Below are 17,158 nucleotides of genomic sequence, written 5' to 3'. Positions count from 1 at the left end.
GCGGGCGGCCTCAGTCGGGCAGGGCCGCGGTGAGGTCGAGTTCGGCGAGCTGGCCGGTGAATCCGAGCTGCGTGACGCCCAGCAGGGTGCTGGCCGAGGTGAACGCCTCGGCCAGCGCGGACGAGGTGAGGCGCTGCCACACGGCGCCGAGCTTGTCCCGGTCGTCGCTGCGGACGTAGATCACCGAGCGGATCACGTCCTGCGGTCCGGCGCCCACCGCCGCCAGCGCGATGAGGGCGTTCTCGACGATCCGGTCGACCTGGGCGTCCAGCGAGCCGGGGCCGACCAGGTCGCCGGCCTCGTCCAGCGGGCACTGCCCGGCGAGGTGGGCGGTGCGCCCGGCCGTCACGACGGTGACGTGGTGGTAGCCGGGCGTGGGGTGGAGCCGCCCGGGATTGATTCGGGTGATCCGCTGCGTCATGCCGCGAGTCTGACCCGTCGTCGCTCCCGCCCGCACCCGTGTTTCCGCCGCCCGGCCCCGCGCGGGCTCGCGCGCCCGGCGGTGCGGGCCGTCAGCGCGCCGGTACCGCGACCGCCGCGGACAGCTCCGCGGCGTCCGGCGGCCGGGCCCCCGCGCGGGAGACGGTCAGGGCCGCCGCGGTCCCGGCCCGGTGCAGGACGCGGGCCAGCACGGTCCCGTCGAGGGCGGCGGCCAGCCGGGGGCGGGCGGCGGCGCCCGTCAGCCCCAGCGAGTGAAGGGTGTCCAGGGCGGCGGACGTGAAGGCGTCACCGGCCCCCACGGTGTCCACGACCTCGGTGCGGACGGGCGCACCGGCCACCCGGCCCGCCGCGGTGAAGGCGTGCGCGCCCTGCGCGCCGAGCGTCACGAAGACCACCGCGGGCCCGAGCCGCAGCCAGCGTGCCGCCACCTCGCCGGGCTGCTCGCCCGGATAGAGCCATGCCAGGTCCTCGTCACTGGCCTTGACGACGTCGCTGAGCGCCACGCACCGCTCCGCCGCCGCGGCGGCCGCGGCCCGCTCGCCCATGAGCGCGGGGCGCACGTTCGGGTCGTAGCTCACGGTCGCCGACGCGCGCAGCCGCGCGGTCACCTCCCGCGCCGCGTCCGCGCCCGGCGCCACCACCGCGCCGATCGACCCCAGGTGCACGTGCCGCACGCCCTCCGCCGGGAAGTCCACCGGCCGCAGTGTCCAGCCGATCGCGAAGTCGTACGTCGCCGCGCCGCGCGCGTCGAGCGTGACGACGGCGGTGGGGGTGGCCTGCCCCGCCCGCCCGTCCGTCAGCACCCGCACCCCCGCGGACTCCAGGTGCTCCCTGATGAGCCCGCCCGCCGGATCGTCCCCGAGCTGGGTGAGCAGCGCCACCCCCCGCCCGAGCCGCGCCAGCCCGTAGGCGACGTTGGCCGAACTGCCGCCGGGATGCGTGACGTCGGGAGCGCCGGGAGTACGGACGACGTCGGCGACGCTCTCCCCGACGGCCAGGAATTCGGTCATCCCCCCATCATCCCCCAGCCCACCCCACCCCCTCGCGGCATCCCGCGCCCCCCCCCGCTGCCGGTCGGCGGGACGGCGCTCGCGCCGGTACGGCGTGGGGCGGCAGGTGGCGGGGCGGCCGGTGTCGTTACGCGGTCCGGTGGTGGTCGGTGGGACGGCCCGTGCTCGTACGGCGTCCGGTGGTGGTCGGTGGGCCGTGCGGGCCTTCGGGGCGTCCGGGAGCGGTCGGGCGGGACTCGTTCGCGTCCCCACGGCTGCCGGTCGGCAGGACGGCGCTCGCGCCGGTACGGCGTGGGGCGGCAGGTGGCGGGACGGCCGGTGTCGTCACGCGGTCCGGCGGTGGCCGGTGGGACGGCCCGTGCTCGGGCCGGGCCTTCGCGGTGTCCGGTGGCGGCGGGCGGGGATCGTCCGCGATCCCACGGCGCTGGGCGGCAGGCGGCGGGACGGCCCGTGCTCGTCCGGCGGGCGGCGACCGGCGGGGGCTCTCACAGAGTCTGGCGGCGTACCAGTGCGTGGAAGGGGCCCGTGGTGTCGGCCAGCAGGTCCGCGGGTGGGCCCTGCTGGACGATGCGGCCCGCGTCCATCACCAGGACGCGGTCGGCGTCCAGGACGGTGGACAGGCGGTGCGCGACGACCACCCGGGTGGCTCGCAGGGCGTGCGTGCCGGCGGTCACGGCGCGCTGCGTCGCGTTGTCCAGCGCGCTCGTCGCCTCGTCCAGGAAGAGGATCCGTGGGCGGCGGACGAACGCCTGGGCGAGCATCAGGCGCTGCCGCTGGCCGCCGGAGACGGCGCCGCCGCCGTCCGGCAGGACGGTGTGCATCCCCATCGGCATCGCCTTGATGTCCGCCGCGAGCCCCGCCAGGGCCGCGGCCTGCCACGCCTCCTCCACGGTGTGGTCGCCCGCCCCGCGGATGCAGTCGAACACCGAGCCGCTGAAGGGCTGCGCGTGCTGGAGCACCACCCCGCACTGGCGGCGCACCGCCGCGCGGTCCAGCGCCGCGAGGTCCTGCCCGTCGTAGCGGACGCTGCCGGTGAGCGGCGCGTCGAAGCCGATCAGCAGCCGCAGCAACGTGGACTTGCCGCACCCGCTGGGTCCGACGATCGCCACGAACTCGCCGGGCGCGATCCGCAGCGACACCTCGTCCAGCACCAGCGGCCCCTCGCCGGGGTAGCGGTACGACACCGCGGCGGCCTCTATCGCGCCGGTCAGCTCGCCGGGCCGGGTGCTGCCCGCGGGCACGTCGGGGGCCTCCTCCAGCACCGGCCGCAGTTGCTCCACCATCGGCAGCACCGTGACCGCCGACAGCAGCGCGCCGGTCAGCTGTCCGACCGAGGAGAGCATCATCGTGGCCGCCGAGTTGAAGGTCAGGAAGGCGGCGGGGGACAGGCTGCCGCGGGCCGGGCCCGCGAGCAGGGCGAAGACCGCGAGCGTGCACAGCGGCAGGTAGACGGCGTTGACGGCGGCGGCGGTGTTCGCCACCCGGCCCGCCCTGCGCTGGAGTTCGCGGCTGCGGGCGAAGTCCGCCGCCCACGCGGCGTACGCGAAGCTCTCGGCGGCCGCGACCCGCAGCTTCGGCAGGCCGCGCAGCGTCTGGAACGCCTGGTTGGCCAGCCGGTTGCTGAGCTCCACCAACTGCCGCTGCCACCGCAGCTGGGCCAGGCCCGCCGCCACCAGCACCGCCAGGACGACGGCCAGCATGCCGAGCGCGGCGAGCGCGAGCGGCACGCTGTACCAGAGCAGCAGCGCCAGGTTGACCGCCGCGACCGTACCGGCCTGCACGGCCGCCGCGGTCGTCCCGGACAGCACCCGGCGGATCGAGCTGACGCCCATCGCCGCGCTCGCCAGCTCCCCGGTCGAGCGGCGGGCGAAGAAGCCGGTGGGCAGCCGCAGCAGCCGGTCCCACACGGCCGGTTGCAGGGCCGCCTCGATCCGGCCCTCCAGCCGCAGCACCGCGATGTTCTGCACCAGCATGAAGGCCGCGGAGACCACGGTCGCCGCGATCACCGCGAGCGCGGCCTGCGTGATGAGCCCGTTCTCGCCGCGCGGCACGTACGAGCCGAGGATCCGCCCGGTGGCCAGCGGCACCAGCGCGCCGAGCCCCACCGCGACCAGGCTCCCGGCCAGCAGCCGGCCGAGGTCGGCGGCGGTGCCGCGCAGCCCGAAGCGCAGCAGCCGCCGCGCGGACACCGGGCCCGGCGGGAGCGGGCGGTAGAACATCACGGCCCGGTCCGCGTAGCCCGCCGCGGTGCCCGCGCGGACCCGGACCGCCCGCCCGGCCGCCGGGTCCACGGCGGTGTAACCGCCGCGCCGCCGGAGCAGCGCGACCGGAGCGCCCGCGGCGGTCCGGCCCACGAGCGGCCCGGCGTCCGTACGCCACCAGCGCGCGCCCAGCGCGACCTCGCGGGTGCGGAAACCGGACGCCACGGCGATCCGGTCCAGCGGCCCGAGCCGGTCCTCGGCCGCTCCCGCGGCGGGCTCCGCGACGGCCACGCCCGCCGCCGCGCCCACCAGCCGGCACACCGCGAGCAGCGCGTCCGCCCCGTGGCCGCCGGGGGAGTCCGCCGCCCCCTCCGCGGCCGCCAGCAGCACCCGGTCGGCCTCGGCGCCGGCGGCGGCGCCCGCGCGCGTCCCGGCCGCGGCGCGCTCCTCGTGGGCGTGTTCCAGCTCGGCGATCCACCGGCCCAGCGCGATCAGCAGCCGCGACTGCTGGCGCACCATGCGCTGCCACAGGGCGCCGTCGATCAGCAGGTGCCCGGCGGCGTCCGGGCCGAAGTCGGCGCCGTAGCGGACGCTGCCCGGCTCCACGGCCACCCACTGGACGTCGTCCTCGGCCACCGCGGTCTCGGCGGCGGGCCGCCCGTCCACCCGGGCCTCGAACACCAGCCGCAGACCGCGCCCCACGCCGCGCGCGAAGGCCTCCTCCAACGGGCCCGGCGCGGCCTGCCGGTACGGGTCGGGTCCGGCGAACAGCTCGCGCAGCCCCACGCGCCGCAGCCCGCACCCCGCCAACGGGCGACCCACCAGCGTGTGGTGGGGCCCCTGCGGCGGGCCCAGCAGCGCCGTGCCGGGTTCGAGCCGCCCCAGGAAGTGCCACCGCCCGCCGCCGTCACCGTCGACCGCGAAGAGGTCCATGGCGCCGTCGGTCACCAGCCACAGCCCCTCCGGCCCGGCGAGCGCGACACTGCTCGTCCCCGCGCAGTCGACGGCCTCACCGAGCCCGCCCAGCGCCCCTATGACGGAATCCGGATGCCCCGGACGATCCCCGGAGGCCGGGAAGCGCGCGTCCGCGTAGGGCGGCTGACCGGGCATCGGGCCACCGTGGACGTACGGGTCCGGGGTCGCAGGCGGGATCTGGTCGTACCGAGGGGGGAAGGGGCCCAACGGGTGCTGGGGCATGTCAGCGCTCCCGGACCAGCGCGGCGTACGGGCCGCCCGCCGCGGCGAGGCCCTCGTGGCGGCCGCGTTCGACGATCCGGCCCTGCTCCAGCACCACGATCTCGTCGCTGTCGCGTACGGTGCTGAGCCGGTGCGCGACCACCACCCGGGCGCAGCCGCGCCGCCGGAGGTTGTCGATGACCAGCCGCTCCGTCTCGGCGTCCAGCGCGCTGGTGACCTCGTCCAGCACCAGCACCGCGGGGTCGCGGACCAGGGCGCGGGCCAGCTCCAGGCGCTGGCGCTGGCCGCCGGAGAAGTTGCGGCCGTCCTGCTCGACCCGGCCGTGGATGCCGCCGGGGCGCCGGGTGACGACGTCCAGCAGCGCGGCGTCAGCGAGCGCGGCGCGCACCGCCTCGTCCGGGATCGAGGGGTCCCACAGCGTCACGTTGTCGCGCACGGTGCCCTCGAAGAGGAAGACGTCCTGGTCGACGAAGGCCACCGACGCCGCGAGCACCGCGCGCGGCAGGTCGGCGAGCCGCCGGCCGTCGATCCGCACCTCGCCGGACGACGGCTCGTACAGGCCCGCGACGAGCCGGGCCACCGTGGACTTGCCGCTGCCGGAGCCGCCGACGAGCGCCACCTGACGGCCGGGGCCGACCGCCAGCGAGAAGCCGGTGAGCAGCGGCGGGTCCAGCGGGCTGTAGCCGAACGTGACGCCGTCCAGGGCGACATGGCCGGTGAGCCGGCGCGCGTCCGCCGGGCGGCCGGCGGCGCGGGCGGGGGAGTGGACCGGGTCGGCGGGGAAGTTCTCCACGTCCTTGAGCCGGGCCACGTCCGCCGCGAGGTCCTGCGCGCGTCCGGCGACCGCGCTGAGCCGGGTGACCGGCGCGGTGAAACCGGTCACCAGCGCCTGGAAGGCCACGAGCAGCCCGACCGTGATCCCGCCCCCGACCGCCCGGTGGCCGCCGATCAGCAGGACGAGGGCGCTGTTGGCCGCGGCCAGCGTGGGCGCGGCGACGGCGAGCACCGCGCCGGGCACGCCGAGCCGCTGACGGCCCTCCAGCGTCGCGGCGTGCTGTCCCGCCCAGCGGCGGAAGTAGCCGTCCTCGCCCCCGGTGGCCTTCATCGTCTCGATCAGCTGGAGCCCGCTGTAGGCGGTGCTGGTCAGCCGGGCGGTGTCGGCCCGCAGCTTGCGGGTGCCGGTGGCGCGCATCCGCACCACCGTCCGCATCGCCGCCACGTTCGCGAGCGCCACCAGCACGCCCAGGGCGATCAGTTGCGGGTCGTACGTCCACAGCAGCGCCGCGTAGAGCAGCACCACGACCGCGTCCACCCCGGCCGCCGCGAGGTCGCGGGCCAGTGTCTCGGCGACGGTGTCGTGCGACTGGAGGCGCTGCACCAGGTCGGCGGGGCTGCGCTGGGCGAAGAAGCGCACCGGCAGCCGCAGCAGGTGCCGCATGAAGCGCGCGCTGCCGAGCGTCGCGGACGCGATCCGGCCGCGCAGCAGGTTCGCCTGCTGCACCCACGTCAGCAGCGCCGTCAGGGCCACCAGCGTGCCCATGGCCGTCAGGAGCGTGCCCAGCAGCGAGGTCTGCCCGCCGAGCAGGAAGGTGTCGATGTAGGTACGGCTCAGCGCGGGCGCGGCCGCCCCCGTCAGCACCAGCAGGAAACCGGCGAGCACCGCGGCGGCCGTCGTCGCCGAGGCGCCGCGCAGCCGGGCCGGGAGGCCGCGGACGAAGCCCGGCGGGCGGGGTGTGCGGGTGAAGCCGGCGCCGGGTTCGAAGGTCAGCGCCACCCCGGTGAAGGCGGCGTCGAACTCCTCGGCGGTGACGAAACGGCGCCCGCGCGCGGGGTCGTTGAGGTGCACCCCGCGCCGCCCGAGGCGCCGCCCGGTGCCCTCGTAGACGACGTAGTGGTTGAACTCCCAGAACAGCACGGCGGGCGGCCGGGTCCCGGCCAGCGCGGCGGGCTCCATCTGCATGCCCTTGGCGGTCAGGCCGTGGCCGCGGGCGGCCTTGAGCAGGTTGCTCGCGCGCGAGCCGTCGCGGGAGACCCCGCAGGCCACCCGCAGCTCCTCCAGCGGCACGTGCCGCCCGTGGTGGGCCAGCACCGTCGCGAGCGCGGCCGCCCCGCACTCCACGGCCTCCATCTGGAGCACCACGGGTGTGCGCGCCCGCCGCCCGCCGCGCCCGCGGACCGCGTCCGGCACGGCCGCGCGGGGCCGGTGCCGTCCGCTCCGCGCCGCCGGGGACGCGCCCCGGCCGGTGTGCCGGGCGCTCACGGCAGCAGCCAGTCGACGGGCCGCTGCGCGGGCAGCAGCACCGAGCCGCTGACCGGGGTGAGCGAGGCCGGGCGGAAGGGCGGGCCGCCGCGCGACCAGCGGTAGCCGCTCGCGCTGCCCGCGGCCCGGTCCAGCCGTACGGTCACGGCCAGCGGCGCGCCGTGCGCGGCGAAGGCGGCGCCGAGCCGGGCGTCACCGAGGAAGCCCGCGATCTGTCCGGCACTCTGCGGCTCGCGGCCGACCGCCGCGACCGTGCCGCGCAGCACCCCGTAGCGGTCCGCGGGCACCGATTCCACCGTCAGCTCCACCCGCGCCCCCACCGGCACCGCCGTACCGCCCGCCGCGTAGAGCACCGCCTCCAGCGGGTCGTCCGGCGACGTGGCCAGCTCCACACCGGCGACCTGCGTGCCCGCGGCGACCACCGTGCCGATCCCGGCGGGCAGCGCGGTCAGCCGCCCGCCCGCGACCATCCGCACGGCCTGCGTCCCCCGTGCGGTGCGCACGTCCAGCAGCGGGGCGCCGGCCGCCAGCAGGTCGCCGACCCGGGCCCGTACGTCCACCACCTGGCCCGCGAGCGGGCTCTGCAGCACATAGCCGCCGCGGCCCCGGGTGAGCACGCCCGGCAGCGTCGTACGGGAGGTCACCGAGCCGCCCACCGCCCACACCGCCGCGGCGGCCAGCACCACCAGGGCGACGGCCAGCGCGGGCAGCCCCTGCGGCCGGGCGAGCCGCACCGGCAGGTCCAGCTCCTCCGGGGAGCGCAGCCGCGCCAGTGCCTTCTGCCGGAATTCCACCCGCCCCTGTCCCTTTCTCCCTCGCGCCCCGGCGGTTCCGGGGCGGTCCCTGGCAGCGCCGTGGACCCCGGGATGTCAGGCCCCGGGGTCCACGGTCGATCCCTGTCCGCCGGCCGCGCGCTGCCGCGCCCGTCCGCCGGCCGTGTCCTGCGGTCAGTGCCCGCCGGTCACGCGCGTGCGGTCACAGACCGGCGGTGAGGCCGGTCAGCGGCGCGACGTCCAGGCCGGTCGCCGAGGTGGCCAGACCCGCGACGTCGGAGACGGTCGGCAGCATGGAGTCGACCGTCCAGACGGTGTCGAGAACCGGGCCCAGAATGCCGCCGGAGACGCCGTCCAGCTCGCTGTCGGCAATCTCACGGGTCTCGACCTGCGGGGTGGTGTCCTTGCGCATGGCTGGTTGTTCCCTTCGTCAGCCCATTGTTTCGAAAACCCCGTCGACCGGATGGACGCCGTTATCAGGGCAGGGCGATCCCAACGCCCGCCTGGTGCCGGGGAATTACGCGGCGGATCGGGTCGACCGCCGCATGGCGCACGATGCAATCACGTCCGCGCCGACCCGGCCACCCGCGACCGTGCGGGGATCGGTGCAGGTGGCGGCGGTGTGCCGGATCCGCTCACCGGATGCCGACGAATTCTTCACACGGCTTTCCCCTGGGAATTCGCACACCGCGCACGGGCACCGCGGGAGCCGCGTTGCGCGTCGAACACCTCTGCGCACAAACGTGCCTTCCGGAAGTGCGGTGAACGGTCCACCGGATGTGTGTGCAGAGTCTGCGCCCGTGATGTGCGGTCCCGCCGAAAACCGTATTCGTGCGGTCACGTCGGCAGACGGGCGTGAGATCAGGGCATCTGCCGCCATGTCGGAATTCCGGACACCCGCCACCGGCCCCGGCGCATGAGCGGCGCGGCCGGGGATGCGAGGATGGGGACCATGAACAATGTGTACTTCGACATCTCGATCGACGGCGCACCCTCCGGACGCATCGTCTTCCGGCTCTTCGACGACGTGGTGCCCAGGACCGCCCAGAACTTCCGTGAGCTGGCCACCGGCGAGCACGGCTTCGGGTACGCGGGCTCCGCCTTCCACCGGATCATCCCGGCCTTCATGCTCCAGGGCGGCGACTTCACCTCCGGTGACGGCCGCGGCGGCAAGAGCATCTACGGCGAGAAGTTCCAGGACGAGAACTTCCAGCTCAAGCACGACCGCCCGTTCCTGCTCTCGATGGCGAACGCCGGGCCGAACAGCAACGGCTCGCAGTTCTTCGTCACCACCGTCGTGACCGACTGGCTGGACGGCAAGCACGTCGTCTTCGGCGAGGTCGTCGAGGGCCAGGAGCTCGTCAAGACGATCGAGGGCAAGGGCTCGCGCAGCGGCACGCCGTCCGCGAAGGTCGTCATCACCGAATCCGGCATCGTCGACTGACCGGTCTCGACCACGCCCCGCCGCCCGGCGGGGCACCCGTGAGGGCCCCCGGCGCGCCGCCGGGGGCCCTCACGCGTTCTTCGGCCGGAAATGACGGGTCAGAGCGCCTCCTGGCCGTCCAGCCGCACCCGGCCGCCGATCTCCACGGCGCCGCCCGGGAGCGGCGCGGTCATGATCTGCGAGCCGCGGCCCTGCGTGATGTTCAGTGCCCGCCCCAGCCGGGCGGTGAGCAGCAGCGCGGCGGCGCCGGTCGCCTCGTCCTCGTCGATCCCGTCGTTCCGGCCCGGGAACGCCCGCGCCCTTATCCGGCCCGCGGCCTTGTCCTGCCAGGCCCACGCGTAGATCCACTCGCCGGGCGGCGGCACCTCCAGCGCGTCCACCTCGGCCGCCGAGCCGTACTGGAGCAGGGTGCGCGGCGGTGCCCAGGCCGGCAGCGCCTCGATCCAGCAGAACTCCCCGTCCAGCCGGACGCCCACCACGCCCGCGGGCGTCACCAGCTCCGGCAGGTCGAGCAGCCAGCCCGTGCCGACGCACGGGTACCCCGCGAAGGGCAGCCGCAGGGTGGGGGTGCAGATGTCGAGGACGCCGCGCTCGGGGTCGTCGACGAAGACGGTCTCGCTGAAGCCCAGCTTGGCGGCGAGCCGCAGCCGGTCGAGGGGGTCGGGCAGCGCGGAGCCGTCGCGGACGACGGCCAGCTCGTTGCCGTGCTGCCCGTCGGCTCCGCAGAAGACCCGCAGGACGTCGTATTCGGTCACCCGCGCAGTCAACCACGCCGTACGGGCCGGACGCGTTTGCGGGCGGGCGCACGGGGTAGGCGAGCGGGCACAAGGGGGCCGGACGCGGCACGCGCGCGACCGACCGGTTCGGCATGTGCGGTACGGAGGCCGGGTCCGGCACGCAATCGGACACGGATGGGACGGTCTCGTGATGCAGCAGCAGACGGCGCCGAAGACGCGCACCAAGTCCTGGACCCTCAACCTGGAGATCGCCGAGGAGAGCAAGGACGCCACCACCGTCGAGGCCGCCCTCGACACCGGTGAGCGCACCTTGCGCACGCAGACCACCGCGCAGCGCAACCCGGGCGACCCGCCCGCCCCCGAGATCGGCGACGAGTACGCCGCCGGGCGCGCGCTGCTGGACCTGGGCAGGCAGCTGCTCCGGATGGCGACGGTGGACGCCGCCGCCAACGAGAAGTCCGCCTCCCACGAGCCGGCGGCCCGCTGACCCGGTCCCGCGCCGCGGCCGCGACGTCCCGGTGCCCGTCGGACCTCAGCGCTCGGCGGGCACCGGCGCGGGCAGCAGCCCGTCCGCGAGCAGTCCCGCGTGGATCGCCTCGGCCACGATCAGCACCGCGGACTGCGGGCGGATCAGCACGGTGATCTCCGTGATCCGCCGGGCGCCGTCGAAGTGCAGCAGGTCGATGCCGTGGATCTGGCGGCCCTTGACGGTCGCCTGGAAGGGCAGCGCGGTGGCGGTGGCGCGCGCCCCGTCCACGCCGCGTTCCGCGGCTCCGTCGAGCCGGCCGCCGTAGTGGACGTCCTCGAAGGTCCGGTAGAGCACCCCGAAGAGCCCGGTCACCAGCCGCCGTCCTTCGAACGGCCGGAACTTGACGGGACTGTAGAGGCGGATGTCGTCGGTGAAGAGGGCGTCGAGCGCGGCAAGTTCCCGGTTCTCGACGGCGGCGCGGAAGCGCTCTGCGGTGGCCACGGGCGTACCTCCCCTGTGAAGCCCTGGCTGGGGGCCTCTTCTCGATAGTCATGAAGGTGACTAGTCACAGTGTTGACTATGTCGCGGTCAGGTGTGGCCATTTCACGCCACTGCACGCGCGCGCCACTGCCGCCGCCCGATCGGGCGGCGGCAGTGGCGCGCGCGGACGGGAACCGCGGGTGCGGCGGGCGCCGTCTCAGCGGGCACCTGGCACCGGACACACACGGAGGGACGGGGCGGTGACGGACACGGCGGACGAGAGCGCACTCGACGGGACGAACGGACCGGCCACCCGGCGCGAGGTGGTCCGGCTCGCCGAGCAGCACGGCTTCGGCGCCGCGCACGGGAGCGTGGCCCTGGGCGGCGGTGACGCGGGCTGCGCGGGCATCGCGCTCGCGGTGGCCCTGCTGCCCTCGGGCATCGGCCTGCTCGCCGGGCCCTTCGGCCCGGTCGCGGCGTCCGTCGGCGCCACGCTGGTCATGGCCGGGGTCGCCGTCCCCGTGCTCGCCTTCGGCTACGAGCGGCGGCGCGCGTCCCGCGTCCCGCGGCTGCACCTCTTCGACGGCGGCCTCGTCATCGGCTACCCGCCCGCGCGATCGCCGGACCCGTCCCGTCCGGAGGGGTTCGCCGTCCTGCCGTGGCCGGACGTCCGCGTCGTCGAGCGGATCCACACCTCCACGATCGGCCAGGGCGGCACCGTCCAGCGCGTGTGGCGGCTCGAACTGCACGCCAGGGGCGGCCCGCTGCTCTGCTCGCTGGGCGACACCCACCTCGGCACGCAGACCCTCCGGCTCGCCCTCGCGGGCGGCGCGGCCACCGGCGACGCCTGACCGGAGGCGGCGAACCGGGCACGCGGCCCCCGGCGGTCCGCGCCCGTGCCGGGCCGGGCGGTGGGCGCCGCTGAGGACCGGCCGTACGTGCGACAGCCGCCGGTGGGGATTCGGACGTGCGGCCGCCGCGGTGAGAGCCGCACGGCCGTGCGGGGGCGCCGCCGAGGGCCCGCCCGGCCGTGCGGGGGCGCCGCTGAGCACCCGGCTGTCCGGCAGCCGGCGCCGAGTTCCCGCTCGGCCTCCGCGGCGCCGCCGCCCGTTGCGGCCTCGTGTTGCGGATGTCCCCGGTTGCCCCACCCTTGAGGAGGGAGAACCACGCGGCGGTACGACAGGCGGCCCGCGCCGGGTGCCCCGCGCTCCGTGCGCGCACCCTTGCGAAGGGCGGACCGACATGGCCGACGCAGCCGAGACCGTGGCAGCCGTTCCGGCGGACGCGGCGCTCTTCCACCGGCTCTTCCCGCACCCGACCGCAGCCGGTCTGCACGCGGTGTGGATGACCGTGCTCGTCGCGGGCGGCGGCGCGACGGGCGCCCTCGCCCGGGCCGGGGTCGGGCAGCTCGGCACGGACGCCGCGAACGGCTTCCCGTGGATCACCTTCTCGGTCAACCTCGCCGGCTGCGCCGCCATGGGCGTGCTGATGGCGGCGCTGCACCGCAGGCCCGCGTCCCCGATGTGGGCGGGCCCGGTGCTCGGCAGCGGCTTCCTCGGCGGCTTCACCACCTTCTCCTCCTACGCGGCCGACACCCAGCGGCTGCTGTCCCACGGCCACGCCGGGCTCGGGGTGCTGTACGCCGCGGCCACTGTGGTGGGCGCGCTCCTCGCGTGCGCCGGGGGCCGCGCGCTGACGGTGCGGATGGTGCGGACGGTGCCCGCTCACGCGGCGGCGGGCCGGTGAACGGCGCGGACTGGGGATGGCTCGCGCTGGGTGCCTTCGTGGCGTCGCCGGTGCGCTACTGGGCGGGCGTGCTGGCGAAGTCGACCACGGCGCGGCCTTTTCCCGTGGGCACGTTCGCCGTCAACAGCGCCGCCTGCCTCCTGCTCGGCATCGCGCTCCAGATGCGGGTGCCCCAGGCGTGGATCCAGTCGGTCGTCGCGGTCGGCTTCTGCGGCGCGCTGTCCACCTGGTCCACCCTGGCCTGGGAGACGACCGGCTTCCTGCGCGCCCGTACGGCCGTACTCGCCGCGTGCTACCTCGGTACGACCGTGGTGGCCGGTGTCCTGCTGGCCTGGGCGGGCCGCACGATCGGCGGGCGGATCTGGTGAGCGCGCCGCGCCGGGCCCCGCCGGGGCCGCCCGGTCCGCGCGCACCGGACCGCCCGCGCCCGGCGGAGCACCCCGCGTCCTTCCCACGAGGCAGATGATCATGACACGACTCTCACCCGGTTTCCACGGACGGCGGCACCGCTTCGACGGCGTGCTGCCGCCGGGGCAGTACCCGACCGAGTCCTTTCCCGTCCTGTCGGCCGGGCCGACCCCGCGCGTCGAGCGGGACGCGTGGACCTTCACCGTCACGACGGAGACCGGCGCATCCCGGACCTGGGACTGGAAGGCCATGACGGCCCTGCCCCAGGAGGAGCCGACCGTGGACATCCACTGCGTCACCCGGTGGTCGAAGTTCGCGACCGCCTGGCGCGGCGTCCCGCTGGACGCCTTCCTCGACGGCGTGGAGACACGCGCGGAATTCGCGCAGGCGCGGTGCTACGGCGGCTACACGGCCAACTTCCCGCTGGCGGACATCACCGGCGGCAAGGCGTGGCTCGTCCATTCCTTCGACGGCTACGACCTCGCGCCCGACCACGGCGGTCCCGCCCGCCTGCTGATCCCGCACCTGTACTTCTGGAAGTCCGCCAAGTGGGTCAACGGCCTGGCCCTGTCCCACACCGACGAGCCGGGTTTCTGGGAGTCCGCCGGCTACCACAACTACGGTGACCCCTGGCGGGAACAGCGCACATGGAACGACTGACCGCGGACGGCTGGCGCCGGGCCCGTCTCACCGCACGCCACGCCCAGACGCCGAGCGGATTCACGCTGCTCCTCGACACACCGTCCTGGCCGGGCCACCTCCCCGGGCAGCACGTGGACGTCCGGCTGACGGCCGACGACGGCTACCAGGCGGTGCGCAGCTACTCGCTGGCCGCTCCGGCGGACGGCGCGCGCATCGAGCTGGGGGTCCAGGACGTGCCCGACGGCGAGGTCTCCGCGTACCTCGTCCACGACCTGCCGGTCGGCGCGGACGTCGAGGTCAGGGGTCCGCTCGGCGGCTGGTTCCGGTGGGACCCGCGGCAGGAGGGCCCCGTGCTGCTCGCCGCGGGCGGATGCGGGATCGTCCCGCTGATGGCGATGGTGCGCGCCAACTACGCGGGCGCCGCCGCCGTTCCCATGCATCTGACCTACTCCGTCCGCGACCCGGACCAGGTCTGGTACCGCGACGAGCTGGCCGCCGCGCAGCAGCGCGGGCTGGGCGTCACCTACGTCCACACCCGCAGGTCGCCCGACGGCCGGCCGGCCGCCCGCATCGGGGCCGGCGACCTGGTGACCGCCCTCGGCGCGGACCTCGGCGACCTCCGGTGCTTCGTGTGCGGGCCCACCGGTTTCGTCGAGCGCGCCGCGGAACTGCTCGTCGACGGCGGCCACCCGCCCGGGACGATCAGGACCGAACGCTTCGGATGACCCCCGACCGGCACCACCCGGCAGACCCGGAGGAGCACAGGCCATGAACGACGCATTCACCCGGCTCGACGGCAACGCCCTGGCGGGCCCTCTGTCGGCGGTCCTCGCCGCCGACCCCACCACGGCGTGGCGGAGCTGCCCGAACTGCGGGCTCACCGGCACGATGGCGCAGCTCCACCTCTACGGCCCGGACCCCGGCCTCACCGGCCGCTGCCCCGGCTGCGGCGTCGTCGCCCTGCGCTTCGTGGAGCAGCCCCACCACCTGTGGCTGCAACTGGGCAGCGGCGGCGGGGCCTTCCGCTTCGACCGCCCGCCGGGGCGGACCCGGCCCTGACCCGGCCCTGACCCGGCCCCGACCCGGGCCGCCCGCGGTCAGTGGCCGCGGTCCTCCACGACGACCCCGGCCAGCGTGTCCAGCGTGCCGCGCACCAGCTCCGGCAGGCCGCGGGTCTCGTCGGGGGCGACCCAGCGCTCGAAGCCGACCTTGAAGACGGCGACGCCCGCCTCCGCGGCCACCGTCGCTGCGGGCTCGGGCACGCCGCGCTCGCGCAGGGCGGCGGAGAGCGCGGCCGACAGTGTCGCGAGCTTGATCAGCTCGCGCTCCAGCAGGTCGGCGTTGGCCATGACCACCGCCTGCCGCTTGCACGCGAAGTCCCGGCGGTCGGCGAACATCGCGGTCGCCGCGTCGAGTCCCGCCGCCACGGCCCGGAGCGGCCCCGCGCCGTCCGGGGCGCCCGCGACCGCCGTCACGAACACCTCCTGGAGCACGGCGCTGCCCGCGAACAGCACCTCGCGCTTGTCGGCGTAGTGCCGGAAGTACGTCCGCTCCGTCAGCCCGGCGCGGCCCGCTATCTCCGCGACGGTCGTCTGCTCGTAGCCGCGCTCGCTGTAGAGGTCCAGCGCCGCCTTCGCCAGCCGGCCGGGTGTGTCCGGCTCCCATCTGCCCATGGCTGGATTTTACCGTGATGGCAGTCGCTGACATCGAGTGTTAGTGTCGATGACAGCAACTGACATCACCTATCGAATGTCTGGGGTCCTCTCCATGCGCTACTTCGTCACCGGTGCCTCCGGCTGGATCGGCGCCGCCACCGTGCCCGAGCTGATCGCCGCCGGCCACCAGGTCACCGGCCTCGCCCGTTCCGACGCCTCCGCCGCGGCGCTGACCGCGGCCGGCGCGGACGTCGTCCGGGGCACGGTCGACGACCTCGACGTCCTGCGGGACGCCGCCGCCGCGTCCGACGGGGTGATCCACCTCGCCTTCAAGCACGACATCGCCTTCTCCGGCAGCTTCCAGGAAGCCGCCGAGGCCGACCGCCGGGCCGTCGACGCGCTCGGCGAGGCGCTCGCCGGCAGCGACCGCCCGCTGGTGCTCGCCTCCGGCGTGGCGGGCCTCAAACCGGGCCGCCTCGCGACCGAGCGGGACATGCCGCAGAGCGACGGCACCCCGTTCTCCATCCGCGGGACCACCGCGGGGGCCGTGCTCGCGCTCGCCTCGCGCGGTGTGCGCTCGTCGGTCGTCCGGATCTCGCCGACCGCCCACGGCGACGGCGACCACGGCTTCCTGGCGAGCCTGATCGCCTTCGCCCGGGAGAAGGGGTCGGCCGGCTACATCGGCGAGGGCGCCAACCGCTGGCCCGCCGTCCACCGCTCCGACGCCGCGAAGCTGTTCGCCCTCGCGGTGGACAAGGCCCCGGCGGGATCGGTGCTGCACGCCGTCGCCGAGGAGGGCGTGCCCTTCCGGGAGATCGCCGGGACGATCGGCCGCCACCTCGGGGTGCCGGTCACCTCCGTCGCGCCCGAGGACGCGGGGGAACACTTCGGCTGGATGGCCGGCTTCGCCGGGCTGGACGCCCCGGCCTCCAGCGAGCTCACCCAGGAGCTGCTGGGCTGGCACCCGACCGGGCCCGGCCTGCTGGCCGACCTGGACGAGGGCCACTACTTCCGCGCCTGAGCCGCGCTCCCGGCGGCCGATGCCGTCAGGCCGCGGGCGCCGCGCCCCGGTCGCAGCTCGCGAGCAGGGCGCCCACCAAGTCGCGGGCCCAGTCGCCGGAGGCGGGCCGGCTGCTGAAGACGGCCCGGTAGTAGAGCGGGCCGAGCAGCATGTCGACGGCCCGCTCCACGTCGGGGACGGCCCCGCCGCGGGCACGCTCGCGGCCGATGATCGCCGCGAGCTGCTCGTGCCGGTCGGCGGCGCACGCGCAGCCGCCCTCGGGGCCGGAGCCGATCGTGGCGCGCATCAGGGCGAGCACGTCGGGGTCGGCGAGGTCGGTGGCCACATCGGCCATCCAGCGCTCCAGGTCGCCGGCCAGCGTGCCGGTGTCGGGCACCACCACGTCGCCGCTGAAGCGGCTGGTGGCGACGTCGGCCAGCAGGTGCGCGACCGACCCCCAGCGCCGGTAGACGGTGGTGGGGTGGACGCCCGCGCGGGCGGCGACCAGTGGGACGGTCAGCGGCTCCGCCGGTTCGGCGGCGACCAGTTCGGCGACGGCACGGTGGACGGCGGCCCGGACCCGGGCCGACCGGCCGCCGGGGCGCCGCTGGGCTGCTTCGGTCATACGGAAATTATCGCACTGGTCATTGCGTTAGCCCAGGAGTCACTAACGCAATGATCACTGCAACCGGAGA

General features: G+C 75.9%; 19 protein-coding genes. 9 read left to right on the top strand and 10 right to left on the bottom strand.

All coding sequences use genetic code 11. The features are described from left to right. Nucleotides 1–10 precede the first annotated feature (10 nt). The 6 genes from ACH4PY_RS20395 to ACH4PY_RS20370 all read right to left on the bottom strand — a co-directional run bounded on the left by ACH4PY_RS20395 (nt 11) and on the right by ACH4PY_RS20370 (nt 8,294). Nucleotides 11–421, bottom strand: coding sequence for a RidA family protein (locus tag ACH4PY_RS20395; protein ID WP_398184349.1), 411 nt, complete (start codon nt 419–421; stop codon nt 11–13). A 91-nt stretch (nt 422–512) separates the two neighbouring features. Continuing rightward, complete coding sequence (locus tag ACH4PY_RS20390) at nt 513–1,451, bottom strand: carbohydrate kinase (RefSeq protein ID WP_398184346.1); 939 nt, start codon at nt 1,449–1,451, stop codon at nt 513–515. Nucleotides 1,452–1,936: 485 nt separating this feature from the next. Then, the gene (locus ACH4PY_RS20385) at nt 1,937–4,762 is read right to left on the bottom strand and encodes an NHLP bacteriocin export ABC transporter permease/ATPase subunit (protein ID WP_398184343.1); all 2,826 of its coding nucleotides are present in this window, start codon (nt 4,760–4,762) and stop codon (nt 1,937–1,939) included. A gap of 88 nt (nt 4,763–4,850) precedes the next feature. Next, complete coding sequence (locus tag ACH4PY_RS20380; protein WP_398184341.1) at nt 4,851–6,977, bottom strand: NHLP family bacteriocin export ABC transporter peptidase/permease/ATPase subunit; 2,127 nt, start codon at nt 6,975–6,977, stop codon at nt 4,851–4,853. A gap of 128 nt (nt 6,978–7,105) precedes the next feature. Continuing rightward, nucleotides 7,106–7,903, bottom strand: coding sequence for a hypothetical protein (locus ACH4PY_RS20375; protein ID WP_398184338.1), 798 nt, complete (start codon nt 7,901–7,903; stop codon nt 7,106–7,108). A 181-nt stretch (nt 7,904–8,084) separates the two neighbouring features. Beyond that, nucleotides 8,085–8,294, bottom strand: a complete 210-nt coding sequence (locus ACH4PY_RS20370; RefSeq protein ID WP_398184336.1) for a type A2 lantipeptide — start codon at nt 8,292–8,294, stop codon at nt 8,085–8,087. A 540-nt stretch (nt 8,295–8,834) separates the two neighbouring features. On the opposite strand from ACH4PY_RS20370, the gene ACH4PY_RS20365 reads away from it, so the two are divergent. Next, complete coding sequence (locus tag ACH4PY_RS20365; RefSeq protein WP_398184333.1) at nt 8,835–9,326, top strand: peptidylprolyl isomerase; 492 nt, start codon at nt 8,835–8,837, stop codon at nt 9,324–9,326. Nucleotides 9,327–9,424: 98 nt separating this feature from the next. Here the strand turns inward: ACH4PY_RS20365 and ACH4PY_RS20360 are convergent, their stop codons facing one another. After that, nucleotides 9,425–10,081, bottom strand: coding sequence for a PhzF family phenazine biosynthesis protein (locus tag ACH4PY_RS20360; protein WP_398184330.1), 657 nt, complete (start codon nt 10,079–10,081; stop codon nt 9,425–9,427). A gap of 172 nt (nt 10,082–10,253) precedes the next feature. Between ACH4PY_RS20360 and ACH4PY_RS20355 the strand changes: the two genes are divergently transcribed. Continuing rightward, on the top strand, nt 10,254–10,550 hold the full coding sequence (locus ACH4PY_RS20355) for a dsRBD fold-containing protein (RefSeq protein WP_398184328.1): 297 nt from the start codon (nt 10,254–10,256) through the stop codon (nt 10,548–10,550). Between the two features lie 45 nt (nt 10,551–10,595). Here the strand turns inward: ACH4PY_RS20355 and ACH4PY_RS20350 are convergent, their stop codons facing one another. Then, complete coding sequence (locus tag ACH4PY_RS20350; RefSeq protein ID WP_398184325.1) at nt 10,596–11,033, bottom strand: nuclear transport factor 2 family protein; 438 nt, start codon at nt 11,031–11,033, stop codon at nt 10,596–10,598. A gap of 239 nt (nt 11,034–11,272) precedes the next feature. Here ACH4PY_RS20350 and ACH4PY_RS20345 point away from each other — a divergent pair, with 239 nt between their 5' ends. From ACH4PY_RS20345 to ACH4PY_RS20320, 6 genes are all read left to right on the top strand, one after another. Then, a complete protein-coding gene (locus ACH4PY_RS20345) occupies nt 11,273–11,863 on the top strand; it encodes a hypothetical protein (protein WP_398184322.1) in 591 nt (196 codons plus the stop codon). 391 nt (nt 11,864–12,254) lie between these two features. Then, a complete protein-coding gene (locus ACH4PY_RS20340) occupies nt 12,255–12,758 on the top strand; it encodes a fluoride efflux transporter FluC (RefSeq protein WP_398184319.1) in 504 nt (167 codons plus the stop codon). Then, nucleotides 12,755–13,126, top strand: a complete 372-nt coding sequence (locus ACH4PY_RS20335) for a fluoride efflux transporter FluC (RefSeq protein WP_398184315.1) — start codon at nt 12,755–12,757, stop codon at nt 13,124–13,126. Before ACH4PY_RS20340 ends, ACH4PY_RS20335 begins: the two co-directional genes overlap by 4 nt. A gap of 100 nt (nt 13,127–13,226) precedes the next feature. After that, entirely contained in the window at nt 13,227–13,826 is a 600-nt protein-coding gene (locus ACH4PY_RS20330; RefSeq protein ID WP_398184313.1) for a molybdopterin-dependent oxidoreductase, read from the top strand. Beyond that, nucleotides 13,814–14,533: an FAD-binding oxidoreductase gene (locus ACH4PY_RS20325; protein ID WP_398184310.1), complete on the top strand. Its 720-nt coding sequence runs from the start codon at nt 13,814–13,816 to the stop codon at nt 14,531–14,533. The genes ACH4PY_RS20330 and ACH4PY_RS20325 overlap by 13 nt, the downstream gene beginning before the upstream one ends. Before the next feature lie 43 nt (nt 14,534–14,576). Then, nucleotides 14,577–14,867, top strand: a complete 291-nt coding sequence (locus ACH4PY_RS20320) for a DUF6510 family protein (protein ID WP_398184307.1) — start codon at nt 14,577–14,579, stop codon at nt 14,865–14,867. A 38-nt stretch (nt 14,868–14,905) separates the two neighbouring features. Here ACH4PY_RS20320 and ACH4PY_RS20315 read toward each other — a convergent pair whose 3' ends face one another. Further along, nucleotides 14,906–15,481, bottom strand: coding sequence for a TetR/AcrR family transcriptional regulator (locus ACH4PY_RS20315; RefSeq protein WP_398184304.1), 576 nt, complete (start codon nt 15,479–15,481; stop codon nt 14,906–14,908). Nucleotides 15,482–15,575: 94 nt separating this feature from the next. On the opposite strand from ACH4PY_RS20315, the gene ACH4PY_RS20310 reads away from it, so the two are divergent. Further along, on the top strand, nt 15,576–16,484 hold the full coding sequence (locus ACH4PY_RS20310) for an SDR family oxidoreductase (protein ID WP_398184679.1): 909 nt from the start codon (nt 15,576–15,578) through the stop codon (nt 16,482–16,484). Between the two features lie 25 nt (nt 16,485–16,509). Here ACH4PY_RS20310 and ACH4PY_RS20305 read toward each other — a convergent pair whose 3' ends face one another. Then, nucleotides 16,510–17,088 carry a TetR-like C-terminal domain-containing protein gene (locus ACH4PY_RS20305; protein ID WP_398184301.1) on the bottom strand — a complete coding sequence of 193 codons (579 nt, stop codon included), beginning with the start codon at nt 17,086–17,088 and terminating at the stop codon, nt 16,510–16,512. Nucleotides 17,089–17,158 lie beyond the last annotated feature (70 nt).

The organism is Streptomyces sp. NPDC021224 (genome assembly GCF_044332905.1).
Taxonomy (GTDB): Bacteria; Actinomycetota; Actinomycetes; order Streptomycetales; family Streptomycetaceae; genus Actinacidiphila.
The sequence above is the reverse complement of the archived record's forward strand: the minus strand, read 5'-3'. Positions and strand labels throughout refer to the sequence as shown.